Below are 12,177 nucleotides of genomic sequence, written 5' to 3'. Positions count from 1 at the left end.
GAAGCGCTCACAGCGATCCGCTCACATCGATCCGCTTTGCCGGACATCATGGGTCTCCGCCGGCCGGGCGGCGTGGCGGTTCAGGATCTCCAGCGCCATGGCTTCGCGCGCCGCGTCGCCGACGGCCACCCACAGCAGGATGCCGCCCGCATCCAGCCGTTGCAGCATCGGCTCGTTGCGCTTGTCGGTGATCCATTGCGACAGGAACGACCCCGCCGCCCCGCTGCCCAAGCCGGCCGCCGCGGCCGCGGCGGCGGCGGCCAGCGCCGTCCCGCCGGTGGCCAGAACCGCGCCGGTGGCGATGATCGCCCCGACATAGGCGGGGAAACCCACCGCGACCCCCTTGCCGCTGCCGACATCCTCCGGAGAGAGGTAGGCCTGCCGGGGGGCGTCGGGATCATGGGCGAGGCTGTCGGCGTCGCGGGGCGAATCATCGCCAAGCCGCTCACGGATGGTCTCGTCGCTGGCCAGCAGGCTCAGCTCATGACGCTGGAAGCCGGCCAGGGTCAGGTCGTCGACGGCGTTCTGCAAGGCGTCGCGGCTGTCGAAGACCGCCACCGCCTCGCGCAGCGTGGCATTGGCGCCGGTGGCGGCGTCTCCCGTCCAGGCGCTGGAGTCGACCGTGGTCGGCTTGTGGTCATGGCTTTCGATCATGCCTACCCCCTTCGCGTGACAGGATTCGCGGATGATCCGGATCCAACCGGACGGCGGGGGCAAGGTTCCGGGTCAGGACCGCGATGCGGGGGCCGGCGGATCGCGGGGCATGGATCGGGAGACCGCCAAGGGTCGATCGGGCCGGCTTGGGCGATGAAGGCCGATCTGGCAAAGACGGCGGTCTTCTGGCTAGTATCCGGCACCCATGCTGTCAAGGAAGGATCCCCGCCATGAAGCGGCTCCTGCTCGCCACCCTGTTCGCCGCCGGCCTGTCGGTATCCGCCTTGCCGGTGTCCGCTCCGGCCTTCGCCCAGATCAGCCTGTTCCAGGACACCGGCCTGATGCAGGCGGTCAATGACGGGGATGTCGCCAAGGCGAAGGGCGCCCTGCTGCGCGGCGAGAACCCCAACCAGGCCGATATCCATGGCAAGACGGTCCTGTTGAGCGCCATCGACCGCGCCAACCCGGCGCTTGTCAGCCTGCTGCTCGACAATGGCGCCAACGTCAACCGCGCCGACAAGGCCGGCAACACCCCGCTGCTGAGCGCGGCGGAGAATGGCCATTCGGAGCTTGTCGACCTGCTGCTGAAGAAGGGCGCCAAGGTCGATCTGGAGAACCGCGAGGGCATGACCCCACTGATGGTGGCCGCCCGCAACGGCCGGGCCGACGTGGTCGACCGCCTGCTGAAGGCCGGGGCCAAGGTCGACCGCTCCGACTTCACCGGCCGGACCGCGCTGAACTGGGCGCAGGAAAGCCGCAACGCCCGCGTGGGCACCCTGCTGCGCCAGGCCGGCGCGAAGTAGACCGCGTCACCCCCCAGACCATTTCACCCCGGCGACCGGCCCCCATCACGCGGAGACCTCATGTTCGGTTCGGCCTTCGGCGGCCCCGGCCCGCTGTTGCTCCTGCTGCTGGCGCTCGGAATCGATGCGCTGTTCGGCGACTGGCTGGACCGCGTCCTGCCCGACCCGGCGAAGCTGGCGCAACGCTTCTGCAACGCCGCCGACGCCCGCCTGAACCGGGCCGAGCGCGGGAAGTCGGCGCAGGTGATCCGTGGCGCGCTGGTGGTGCTGGCGTTGCTGCTGATCGCGGTGGCGGCCGGGCTGCTGGTCGAATGGATCGGCTCCATCGGCCGCGGCTGGATGGTGGAGCTGCTGGGCCTGCTCTGCGGCCTGCGCGGCCGGGCGGCCTGGAGCCGGGTGCGGGCGGTGCGCCGCGCGCTGGAAAGCGGCGGGGTCGTCGCCGGGCAGGAGGCGATCCAGTCGCTGACCCGCCGCCATGTCTATGGGCTCGACGAACATGGCGTCGCCCGCGCGGCGGTGGAGGCGGCGGCCCGCGCCTTCGACCGCAAGCTGGTGGCGCCGGTCTTCGGCTATGCCCTGCTCGGCTTGCCCGGCCTGTTCGTCTGGACCGCGATGGACGGCGCCGACGCGGCGCTCGGCAGTCCGGGCATCCGCCATGGCCGCTTCGGATCGACGGCGGCGACGCTGGACGACGCGCTGAACGCCCTGCCCGCCCGGCTGGCCGGGCTGCTGCTGGCGCTGGCCGCCCCCTTCATCGCCACCGCCAAGGCCGGCGCCGCGCTGCGGGCGCTGGGCCGCGACGCCCGCAAGCATCCGTCGCTGAACATGGGCTGGCCGATCGCCGCGATGGCCGGGGCGCTGGGGCTGGCCCTGGGCGGTCCGCACCGCGACGGCGGCGTCGTCATCACCGAAAGCTGGATCGGCGACGGCCGCGCCCGTGCCACCCCCGCCGACATCGGACGAGCGCTCGCTCTTTCCGCCGTCGCCGCTCTGCTGCTGGTCGGGCTGGTGGCGCTGCTGCTGTGGGGGCTGGCGGGAGACTGAGCGCTCGCTCACGCCGCCTGCGGCCCGACATCCTCCACCATGTAGAACGGCCCGCGCCGGTCACGCTCGACCCGCAGGATGAAGCGGCTGGCGCCGCCAGCCCTGATCGTCCACAGATCGTCGCCGTCATCCAGCGGGCGAAGCTCCAGCTCGTCCGGCACCGGTACCTCGCCCAGCCGCTTGAGGATGCGGTCGGCGCGGGTGCGGTCGATGGCTGGCAGGCTCTCGGCGGCGCGGGCGTCGAAACGGTCGCTCTTCACATAACGGGTGCCGGCGCCCTGGATCGGGCTGGAGGGGCGGCCCGGCCGCAGCCGCGCCCGCGCCGCCATCAGCCGCCAGCGCGCCCGGCCGCAAGCCTGGATCGCGGCGGCATGGACGGCGGCGATCCGTTCGATCAGCGGCGGGAACAGCGGCATCAGCTCGCGCCGCTTGTAGGCGACGCGGCTCATCAGATCATGGAGCGAGCGCTCGCTCGCCGCCGCGGCCTCGGGCAGGCCCTCGGTTTCGGCGGCCAGCAGGGCGGGGATGGCGTCGAGCGCCGCGCCCGTCACCAGCGCGTCGATGGCGGCCAGCGCCGCCGCCCCCGCCGCGTCGGTGCGGCGGATGGCGCCCGCCACCACCGGACGGGCGCGGTCGAGCGCCTCGGCGCGCGGCACCTCGTCCGCCAGGGCGGACAGCCAGCCGATGTCGAACAGGGCGCCGTCGGGGAACGGAAGAAAAGCGCTCAATCTCTCGATACCCCGCCGGTCATCCTCACCCGTCGGCCCGCATGCGGGCGACGATGGCCTCCAGCACCTCTTCGGCCCGATCGTTGCCGATCTGGCAGGTGCCGGCCGCCTGATGGCCGCCGCCGCCATATTGCAGCATCAGCGGGCCGATGTCGGTCTTCGCGCTGCGGTTCAGGATCGACTTGCCGCAGGCCAGAACGGTGTTCTGCCGCTTCAGCCCCCACAGCACATGGATGGAGACGTTGGTGTCGGGGAACAGCGCGTAGATCATGAAGCGGTTGCCGGCATAGATCGTCTCCTCCTTGCGGAGGTCGAGCACGACGACGTTGCCGCGCACGGTGGCGCAGCGCTTCAGCTGGTCGACGAACAGCTCGGCATGCTGGGTGTAGAGTTCCACCCGCTCCTTGACGTCGGGCAGTTCCAGGATCCGCGCGATGTCCAGGCTGCGGCAATGGTCGATCAGATCCATCATCAGCTGGTAGTTCGACACCCGGAACTCGCGGAAACGGCCGAGCCCGGTGCGCGCGTCCATGATGAAGTTCAGCAGGGTCCAGCCGGTCGGGTTGAGGATGTCCTCGCGCTGGTACTGCGCCGAGTCGGCCTGATCGACCGCCGTCATCATCTCGTCGGAGATGGTGGGGAAGCGCTCCTTCCCGCCATAATACTCATAGACGACGCGGGCGGCGGACGGCGCCTTGGGGTCGATGACGTAGTTGGGCTTCTCGCCGACGCGCATGGTCTCCGACAGGTGATGGTCGAACACCAGATGGGCGCCATCGACATAGGGCAGGTTGGTGGTGATGTCGCGGCCGGTGATCTCGACCTTGCCGTCCTGCATGTCCTTGGGATGGACGAACTTGATCTCGTCGAGGATGCCGAGATCCTTCAACAGGACGGCACAGACGAGACCATCGAAATCGGACCGGGTGACGAGGCGGTATTTCACGGCGTCGGACATGCAAGTTTCCCCTGGCGACCGTCATGGGTGAGCGCGTGCCGAAAGGGTAGTCGCCCACCCCTTCGGCGCGCAATCCTTTACCAGAGGACGGTCGCGGAGGTCAGCGCCCAATCAGCCCCAGGGGCCGCGCCGGTTCCGCGGCATGAAGCCGCCCTCGGCGTTTCCCCCGCCGCCCTGCGGCGGCGCACCCCAGGGCGAGCGGCCATCCCGCGGCTGGGGCTGGGCAGCCGCGAAACCACCTCCGAAGCCGCCGGCCGGGGCCGCCATCGCGCGCAGCCGGGCCACCCGCTCGCCCATGTCGGGGTGGGTGGAGAACAGGCTGGCCATGCTGGCGCCGCTCAGCGGGTTGGCGATGAACAGATGGGCGGTCGCCGGATGCGCCTCGGCCTGCTGGTTGGGGATGTGGGTGGCGCTGTTGTGGATGTTGGCCAGCGCGTCGGCGAGCCAGTTGGGGCGGCCGCAGATCTCGGCGCCGATGCGGTCGGCCTCGAACTCGCGGGTGCGGCTGATCGCCATCTGCACCAGGGTGGCGGCGATGGGGGCGAGGATGGCGGCCAGGATGGCGCCGACCATGCCCAGCGGATTGCCGCCGCGCTCGTCATTGCTGGAGCCGCCGAAGAACAGGCCGAAATTGGCGAGCATCGACACGGCACCGGCGATGGTGGCGGTGATGGTCATGATCAGCGTGTCGCGGTTCTTCACATGGGCCAGTTCATGCGCCATCACGCCGGCGATCTCCTCCGGCGTCAGGCGGTGCAGCAGGCCGGTGGTGGCGGCGACCGCCGCATGCTCCGGATCGCGGCCGGTGGCGAAGGCGTTGGGCTGGTCGTTCTCGATGATGTAGACGCGCGGCATCGGCAGGCCGGCGCGCTCCGCCAGCCGGGCGACGATGCCATGGAATTCGGGGGCGGAATAGGCGTCGACCTCGCGGGCGCCATACATCGACAGCACCATGTCGCCCGAATTCCAGTAGCTGAACAGGTTCATGCCCAAGGCGACGACGAAGGCGATGACGAGGCCGGTCTTGCCCCCCAGCAGGAAGCCGACCGCCATGAAGAGCGCCGTCAGCCCGGCAAGGAGGATGGTGGTCTTCAGATAGCTGGTCATGGTCGCCATATCGGTTCAGGATGGGCCGGGATGGAGTGATCCACTCCGTCCCCAGATATGGGTCCGAACCGAGCCGGCGTTCAAGATGCCCGCCCGGATGTCCACAGTATCGCGATGGATATGATGACCGAACCGACCAAGCCGCAGCAGGACGCCGCCGAGGCGGTGGCCGACACCACCATCACAGAGGCAGCGGAACCCAAAGGCCCTGAACAGAAGCCCGGCGAGATCGGCGGCCCGAAGGGGCCGGAACCGACCCGCTACGGCGACTGGGAGTTCAAGGGCCGCTGTTCGGATTTCTGAGGGGGCGCCTCGACGCCCTCTTCCGCCTCGGGAGAGGGAGAGCTTCTCACTCCACCCGGCGCCCGGTCGCCGCGTCGAACAGATGCAGGGCGTCGGCCTGCGGGACGACCGTCAGCCGGTCGCGCTCGCGCACGGTGGGAATGCCGGCCATGCGGACCAGCAGCGATTCGCCGCCGGCCAGACGGCCATAGACCACGGTGTCGGCCCCCAGCGCCTCCACCAGCTCGACTTCGATGGAAAAGCCGGGGGAGAAGCCGGCCTCGGCGACGGCCAGATGCTCCGGCCGGATGCCGAGCTTGATCGGGCGGCCGGCGTCGATTGGGCGCGGGCGCGGCAGCGACAGGCTTTGCCCGCCGGGCAGCAGCACCGCCCCGCCATGGTCGTCGATGCGGCCGTCCAGCACGGACATCGGCGGCGAGCCGATGAAGCCGGCGACGAACAGGCTTGCCGGACGCTGGTAGACCTCCAGCGGCGTGCCGATCTGCTCGGCGACGCCATGGTTCATCACCAGGATGCGGTCCGCCAGCGTCATCGCCTCGACCTGATCATGGGTGACGTAGAGGCTGGTGATGCCGAGCCGGTCCTGCAACCGCTTGATCTCAACCCGCATCTGGGTGCGCAGCTTGGCGTCGAGGTTCGACAGCGGCTCGTCGAACAGGAAGGCGGCGGGTTCGCGGACGATGGCGCGGCCCATGGCGACGCGCTGGCGCTGGCCGCCCGACAGCTGGCTCGGCCGGCGGTCGAGGAAACGGCCGAGTTCGAGGATCGCCGCCGCCTTGTCGACGCGCGCCCGGATCTCCGCCTTCGGAAGCCCGCGGATCTTCAGGCCATAGGCCATGTTGTCGAAGACCGTCATGTGCGGATAGAGCGCGTAGTTCTGGAACACCATCGCGATGTCGCGGTCCTTGGGGTCCAGATCGTTGACCACGCGCTCGCCGATGGCGATCTCGCCGCCGGTGATGCCCTCCAGCCCGGCGACCATGCGAAGCAGGGTCGACTTGCCGCAGCCGGACGGACCGAGCAGGACAAGGAACTCGCCGTCGCCGATGGCGATGTCGACGCCCTTGATCGCCTCGACCGGGCCGTAGGATTTGCGGACGTCGCGGATTTCAACGGTTGCCATTGTTCTTTTCCCTTCGCCCGCGTCTTACTTTTCGCTGTCGACCAGACCCTTGACGAACCAGCGCTGCATCAGCACCACCACCGCCACCGGCGGCAGCATCGCCAGCACCGTGGTCGCCATGATCAGGTGCCAGTCATTGGCCGATTCGCCGGTGCCGATCATCTTGGTGATGCCGGTGACGATGGTTTCCATGTCGGTGCTGCTGGTGACCAGCAGCGGCCAGAGATATTGGTTCCAGCCATAGATGAAGAGGATGACGAACAGGGCGGCGATGTTGGTGCGCGACAGCGGCAGCACCACGTCGATGAAGAAGCGCACCGGCCCGGCGCCGTCGATCTTCGCCGCCTCCAGCAGCTCGTCCGGGATGGTCAGGAAGAACTGGCGGAACAGCAGCGTCGCGGTGGCGGACGCGATCAACGGGATGGCCAGACCGGCATAGCTGTTGATCAGGCCGAGATCGGCGACGACCTTGTAGGTCGGGATGATCCGCACCTCCACCGGCAGCATCAGGGTGATGAAGATCAGCCAGAAGAAGGCCATGCGCAGCGGGAAGCGGAAGAAGGCCACCGCATAGGCCGACAGGATGGAGATGGCGATCTTGCCGACCGCGATGGACAGCGCCATCACCAGGCTGTTCAGCATCATGATGCGCACGGGCGTGTAGAGCGCCCGCTCGCCGGCCTCGCCGGCCCAGGCCTGGGCGTAGTTGGCCATCCCCCGCCCGCCCGGCCACAGCGGCAGCTCGCCGCGCCCGATGGTGCCGGAATCCCAGGTCGAGCCGATCAGCGTCACATAGATCGGATAGGCGAAGATGAGGACGCCGGCGATCAGGACGATATGCGGCACCAGATCGATGAGACGGGTCGTCTTCATGAGTAATGGACCTTGCGCTCGACGAAGCGGAACTGCACCGCGGTCAGCGCGATGACGATCACCATCAGGATCACCGACTGCGCCGAGGAGCCGCCAAGGTCGTTGTTGACCACGCCGTCCTGATAGACGCGGAAGATCAGCGTCTCCGTCGCCTTGCCCGGCCCGCCCTGGGTCAGGGCGTGGATGGTGCCGAAGGTCTCGAAGAAGGCGTAGACCATGTCGACCACCAGCAGAAAGAAGGTGGTCGGCGACAGCAGCGGAAAGGTGATGGTCCAGAACCGCCGCGCCGGCCCGGCGCCGTCGATGCTGGCCGCCTCCATCACCGAGCGCGGGATCGCCTGGAGACCGGCCAGGAAGAAGATGAAATTGTAGGACACCTGCTTCCAGCTGGCGGCGAGTATGACCATCACCAGCGCCTGACCGCCGTTCAGCCGGTAGTCCCAGTCATAGCCGAGCGCCCGCAAGCCCTTGCCCAGGGAGCCGATGTCGGGATTGAAGATGAAGATCCACAGCACCGCCGCGACGGCGGGGGCCAGCGCATAGGGCCAGATCAGCAGCGTCTTGTAGACCTGCGCCCCCTTGATCTTCGAATCGGCCAGCACCGCCAGCAGCAGCGCCACCCCCATCGCCAGCACGGTGACCGCGACGCTGAAGACGACGGTCACCTTCAGCGTGTCGATGTAGTTCGGGTCACCCAGCACATTGGTGAAATTCTCGAACCAGACGAACTCGCTGCGGATGCCGAAGGCGTCCTGGAGATGCACCGACTGCCAGATGGCGTTGGCCGCCGGCCAGATGAAGAACACCAGCGTGACCGACACCTGCGGCGCCAGCAGCAGATAGGGCAACAGCCGGTTGTCGAAGGTGACGCGACGCTGCACGGGATGGTCTTTCTCTTTTTACGCCTTCTCCAGTCCCGGAAGAGGGAGGGGGACCCGCCGCGAAGCGGTGGAGAGGGTGAGGGGCAAGGCAAGACTTCCGAACCGCATGGTTCCTTGGATCCCCCCTCACCCTTCCCGCTTCGCGGGCCCCTTCCCTCTCCCGGGGCGGGAGAGGGAGGTTACAACCAACCGATCAGCCCTTGTTGGCGCGCTCGAAGTTGCGCAGCACGGTGTTGCCGTGCTTGATCGAGGCGTCGAGGGCCTGCCTGGCGTCCTGTTGGCCCTGGAAGGCCTTCTCAAGCTCCTCCTGGATGATGTTGCGGATTTCCGGCAGGTTGCCCAGGCGCAGGCCCATGCTGTTCTCGGTGGTCGGCGTGCGGGTCAGCTGGGCCGCCGGCACGTCGGCGCCGGGGTTCTTCTCGTAATAGCCCTGCGCCTTGGCGATCTCGATGCCCTTCAGCGTCACCGGGACATAGCCGGTGTCCATGTGCCACTTGGCATCGACCTCGGGCTTGGCGAGATAGGTGAAGAACTCCGACACCGCCTTGTATTCGGCCGGGGTGCGCTTGGGCGAGGTCATCACCCAGAAGGTGGCGCCGCCGATGATGCCGTTCTTCGGGTCGTTGTTGGCGAATTCGGGCCAGTAGGGCAGCGGGGCGGCGCCCCAGGCGAAGGTCGCCTCCTTCAAAATGCGGCTGCGCAGCGAGGAGGAGCCCTGGATCATCGCGCATTCACCCGACGGGAACAGCGCGTCCGGCTTGTTGTCGCGGCCGCCATACTTGAACAGCCCCTCCTTCTGCATGTCGATCAGGGTCTGGACATGCTTGACATAGACCGGGGCGTCGATCTTCAGCTCGGCGTTCAGCCCGCCATAGCCGTTGGCCTGGGTGGCGAAGGGGGTGTTGTGGATGGCGCCCAACTGTTCCAACTGCACCCAGGTCGGCCAGGAGGTGGTGAAGGGGCAGCTCGACCCCGACGCCTTCAGCTTCCTCGCCGTCTCGATCAGCTCCGGCCAGGTCGCCGGCGGCTTGGCCGGATCGAGGCCGGCCTTCTGGAAGGCGTCCTTGTTGTAGAACATGATGGCGGTGGAGCTGTTGAAGGGCAGCGCCATCATCTTCCCGTCCTTGGACGAGTAATATCCCTTCACCGCCGGGATGTAGGCGTCGGGGTCGAAGGAGGCGCCCGTCTCCTGCATCAGCTGGTAGACCGGCTTCACCGCCGGGCCGGCGGCCATCATGGTGGCGGTGCCGACCTCGAACATCTGCACGATGTGCGGGGCGTTGCCGGCGCGGAAGGCGGCGATGGCCGCCTGCATCGTCTCCGGATAGCTGCCCTTGTAGGAAGCGTTGACCTGGACCGCCTGCTGGCTGTCGTTGAAATCCTTGACGATCTGCTCCAGCTGGCCGCCCAGCGGCTGCGGCAGGCCGTGCCAGAAATCGATCACCGTCCTGCCCTGCGCCAGGGCGGCACCCGGCAGGGCGGCGAGCAGCAGCGCGGTGGTGGCGGCGGCGCCCGTCAGGAGGGCAAGCTTGCGGCGGGTCAACATGCGGTGGGTCTCCCTGTCCCGGTATGGGTCGCGGTTGTCATGAGGGCAACGGGTTGCCGTCCCGCGATGCTTCCGTGAAGTTTTGATGGCAGACGCATACGGCGTTGTGCGCGCTTGCGAAAACAGGCCGGCGGCACAATGGTCGGTTACAAAATTGTTTTGTTGCCCTAACGGTCACACTGACCATGCGGGACGAGGTCTGTCAAGGCGCCGATTCGCGGTTCCATGGCGCGGAAAAACAACCCGAAGGAAATGTTGCGGATCGAAAACGCGCGAAAGCGGATTGGTCAGCGGAAACCGGCGGGGTCGGTCCTCTGTCCGGCGGCGGGAGCGCCGTCCGGACCTCCGGTCACGCTGCGGCTGAGCAGGCGGCGCAGGACGGCGGGATCGCAGGGCTTGTGAAGCAGGGGAAAGCCGCTGCGGTCGACGCTGCGCAGCCGGTCGGGGTCGGTATCGCCGGTGACGATCACCCCCGGCACCCGCCGCCCGCAACGGGCCCGCACCGCCTGGATGGCGTCGATGCCGCTCTCCGGCCCCGACAGGCGGAGGTCGGACAGCACGAGGTCGGGGGGCGTGGCGGCGCCGTCCAGCCCGGCGCAGGCCTCGTCGATGCCGCGCGCCGGGATGACCTCGTAGCCCCAGCCCCGCAACAGCAGCCCGATGCCCTCCAGCTGCATGGCATCATCCTCGATCACCAGCACCGTGCCGGCCGCCGCACCGCCTGACGGGGACCCGGCTGATGAAGGCCCGGCTGATGAAGGCCCGGCGCCCGGCTCGGGCTCGCTGTCGGACGAGTCGCCGCCCGCCCGGTCGCCATCCGCGCCGGTCAGCGGCACCTCCACCGCGAAGACCGAGCCCCTGCCCGGCCGGGAGCGCACCGTCACCGGATGCCCCAGCACCTGCGCCAGCCGCCGCACGATGGCGAGGCCGAGGCCCAGTCCCTGCTTGCGGTCGCGTCCGGGATTGCCGAGCTGGTGGAAATCCTCGAAGATCACCGCGTGATGGGCGGGGTCGATGCCGATGCCGGTGTCCCACACCTCGATACGCAGAGTGGCGCCGCGCCGCCGCGCCGCCAGCAGCACGCCGCCCGACTGGGTGTAGCGCAGGGCGTTGGCCAGGATCGGCCGCAACAGCCGTTCCATCAGCGCCGGGTCGCTGGCGACCTCTGCATCCAGCGGGTGGACGTTGAAGCGCAGCCCCTTGGCCTCCGCCTCCGGCCCGAACTCCTCCAGCATCCTGGCGAGCAGGTCATCGACCGGAAAGACCCGCGGCTTGGCGGTGACCAGCCCGGCCTCCAGCGCCGAGACCTCCAGCAGGGCGCGCAGCAGGGTCTCGCCGCCGATGATCGATTGCTCGAGCCGGTTCGCCAGCTCGATGGCGGCGGGATCGGTCAGCCGGCTGCTCAGCAGATGATGGAACAGATGCATCGCCTGGAAGGGCTGGCGCAGGTCGTGGCTGGCCGCCGACAGGAATTTGCCCTTGGCGGTGCGGGCGCGCTCGGCGTCGGCGCGGGCCCGCATCACCTCGGTCCGGGCTTCGGCCAGATCGGCGGCCAGTTTGGCGGTCAGGGCGGCGGCGGGGTCGGCGGCCAGCGCCACCGCGCGGATCCGCCCGCCGGCATCCGGCACCGGGGTCAACGCCCATGTCAGCGCCGATATCCCCGCCAGACCCGGCACCGGGCCCACGGCACGCGCCGGCGCCCCGGTCGCCATCACCTGCCGCAGCAGGCTGCCGATCCCGTCCACCCCGTCGGCCGGCAGCAGCTCCGCCAGCGGACGCCCCTCCACCGCGGCGGCCGGACGGCCGAGACCGTCGGCGAAGGCGCGATTGGCCACCAGAACCCGCCCGTCCGCGCCAAGCAGGGCCTGGGGGTGGCCCTCGGCCGACAGCAGGGCGTCCAGCCAATCCTCGCGTGTCGGCGTCCGTTCTGGAATGAGAGGCATCGGCATATGTCCGGCAAGGCTGAGGGGAGGACCAATCACAAGCAAGTAAGCGGCGGAACCGGCGAAAAATGGCTATCTCCAGACCACCGCGTTACCTCTGCTTTATCTTGTGCCCCGATCGATCGTGTCAAATGTGACCTCGGTCCAATCCATGGCCTAGGTTCGTTCGAAAGCCCTAACGCCTTAAGCCGAAACCACCGCCTTGCGCCAGTCG

Annotated in this window: 12 protein-coding genes; 3 read left to right on the top strand and 9 right to left on the bottom strand. The window is 68.7% G+C overall.

Features of this window, described 5'->3' with window-relative positions:
- Positions 1-21 precede the first annotated feature (21 nt).
- Positions 22-654 (bottom strand): hypothetical protein, encoded by a 633-nt coding sequence (locus AZL_RS03570; protein WP_012973302.1) that lies wholly within the window; start codon positions 652-654, stop codon positions 22-24.
- A 230-nt stretch (positions 655-884) separates the two neighbouring features.
- Here AZL_RS03570 and AZL_RS03565 point away from each other — a divergent pair, with 230 nt between their 5' ends.
- Both AZL_RS03565 and AZL_RS03560 read left to right on the top strand, forming a co-directional pair.
- Positions 885-1,457, top strand: coding sequence for an ankyrin repeat domain-containing protein (locus AZL_RS03565; RefSeq protein WP_042442457.1), 573 nt, complete (start codon positions 885-887; stop codon positions 1,455-1,457).
- Positions 1,458-1,517: 60 nt separating this feature from the next.
- The gene (locus tag AZL_RS03560) at positions 1,518-2,501 is read left to right on the top strand and encodes a cobalamin biosynthesis protein (protein ID WP_012973300.1); all 984 of its coding nucleotides are present in this window, start codon (positions 1,518-1,520) and stop codon (positions 2,499-2,501) included.
- Positions 2,502-2,509: 8 nt separating this feature from the next.
- Here the strand turns inward: AZL_RS03560 and AZL_RS03555 are convergent, their stop codons facing one another.
- The 3 genes from AZL_RS03555 to htpX form a co-directional block, all read right to left on the bottom strand.
- Positions 2,510-3,229, bottom strand: a complete 720-nt coding sequence (locus AZL_RS03555; protein WP_148219178.1) for a hypothetical protein — start codon at positions 3,227-3,229, stop codon at positions 2,510-2,512.
- Between the two features lie 25 nt (positions 3,230-3,254).
- Positions 3,255-4,187: an exopolyphosphatase gene (locus AZL_RS03550; protein ID WP_012973298.1), complete on the bottom strand. Its 933-nt coding sequence runs from the start codon at positions 4,185-4,187 to the stop codon at positions 3,255-3,257.
- Positions 4,188-4,298: 111 nt separating this feature from the next.
- Entirely contained in the window at positions 4,299-5,294 is a 996-nt protein-coding gene (gene htpX, locus AZL_RS03545) for a zinc metalloprotease HtpX (RefSeq protein WP_197540147.1), read from the bottom strand.
- Between the two features lie 114 nt (positions 5,295-5,408).
- Between htpX and AZL_RS03540 the strand changes: the two genes are divergently transcribed.
- Complete coding sequence (locus tag AZL_RS03540; protein WP_042442455.1) at positions 5,409-5,597, top strand: DUF1674 domain-containing protein; 189 nt, start codon at positions 5,409-5,411, stop codon at positions 5,595-5,597.
- A 46-nt stretch (positions 5,598-5,643) separates the two neighbouring features.
- Here the strand turns inward: AZL_RS03540 and AZL_RS03535 are convergent, their stop codons facing one another.
- The 5 genes from AZL_RS03535 to AZL_RS03515 form a co-directional block, all read right to left on the bottom strand.
- Positions 5,644-6,720 (bottom strand): sn-glycerol-3-phosphate import ATP-binding protein UgpC, encoded by a 1,077-nt coding sequence (locus AZL_RS03535; protein WP_012973295.1) that lies wholly within the window; start codon positions 6,718-6,720, stop codon positions 5,644-5,646.
- Positions 6,721-6,744: 24 nt separating this feature from the next.
- On the bottom strand, positions 6,745-7,593 hold the full coding sequence (ugpE, locus tag AZL_RS03530; protein ID WP_012973294.1) for a sn-glycerol-3-phosphate ABC transporter permease UgpE: 849 nt from the start codon (positions 7,591-7,593) through the stop codon (positions 6,745-6,747).
- The gene (ugpA, locus tag AZL_RS03525; RefSeq protein WP_012973293.1) at positions 7,590-8,474 is read right to left on the bottom strand and encodes a sn-glycerol-3-phosphate ABC transporter permease UgpA; all 885 of its coding nucleotides are present in this window, start codon (positions 8,472-8,474) and stop codon (positions 7,590-7,592) included. Before ugpA ends, ugpE begins: the two co-directional genes overlap by 4 nt.
- A 193-nt stretch (positions 8,475-8,667) precedes the next feature.
- Entirely contained in the window at positions 8,668-10,020 is a 1,353-nt protein-coding gene (gene ugpB, locus AZL_RS03520) for a sn-glycerol-3-phosphate ABC transporter substrate-binding protein UgpB (protein WP_012973292.1), read from the bottom strand.
- A 287-nt stretch (positions 10,021-10,307) separates the two neighbouring features.
- On the bottom strand, positions 10,308-11,963 hold the full coding sequence (locus AZL_RS03515; protein WP_042442453.1) for an ATP-binding protein: 1,656 nt from the start codon (positions 11,961-11,963) through the stop codon (positions 10,308-10,310).
- Positions 11,964-12,177 lie beyond the last annotated feature (214 nt).

The organism is Azospirillum sp. B510, assembly GCF_000010725.1.
In the GTDB taxonomy this organism is placed as follows: domain Bacteria; phylum Pseudomonadota; class Alphaproteobacteria; order Azospirillales; family Azospirillaceae; genus Azospirillum; species Azospirillum lipoferum_B.
This window is presented reverse-complemented; position numbering and strand designations above follow the sequence as displayed.

Bases quoted from the DNA above. Each gene is read 5' to 3' on its own strand.
- AZL_RS03560 (WP_012973300.1), top strand. From the start codon at position 1,518: ATGTTCGGTTCGGCCTTCGGCGGCCCCGGCCCGCTGTTGCTCCTGCTG.
- AZL_RS03535 (WP_012973295.1), bottom strand. From the start codon at position 6,720: ATGGCAACCGTTGAAATCCGCGACGTCCGCAAATCCTACGGCCCGGTC.
- ugpE (WP_012973294.1), bottom strand. From the start codon at position 7,593: ATGAAGACGACCCGTCTCATCGATCTGGTGCCGCATATCGTCCTGATC.
- AZL_RS03540 (WP_042442455.1), top strand. From the start codon at position 5,409: ATGGATATGATGACCGAACCGACCAAGCCGCAGCAGGACGCCGCCGAG.
- AZL_RS03515 (WP_042442453.1), bottom strand. From the start codon at position 11,963: ATGCCTCTCATTCCAGAACGGACGCCGACACGCGAGGATTGGCTGGAC.
- AZL_RS03570 (WP_012973302.1), bottom strand. From the start codon at position 654: ATGATCGAAAGCCATGACCACAAGCCGACCACGGTCGACTCCAGCGCC.
- AZL_RS03565 (WP_042442457.1), top strand. From the start codon at position 885: ATGAAGCGGCTCCTGCTCGCCACCCTGTTCGCCGCCGGCCTGTCGGTA.
- AZL_RS03550 (WP_012973298.1), bottom strand. From the start codon at position 4,187: ATGTCCGACGCCGTGAAATACCGCCTCGTCACCCGGTCCGATTTCGAT.
- htpX (WP_197540147.1), bottom strand. From the start codon at position 5,294: ATGACCAGCTATCTGAAGACCACCATCCTCCTTGCCGGGCTGACGGCG.
- ugpB (WP_012973292.1), bottom strand. From the start codon at position 10,020: ATGTTGACCCGCCGCAAGCTTGCCCTCCTGACGGGCGCCGCCGCCACC.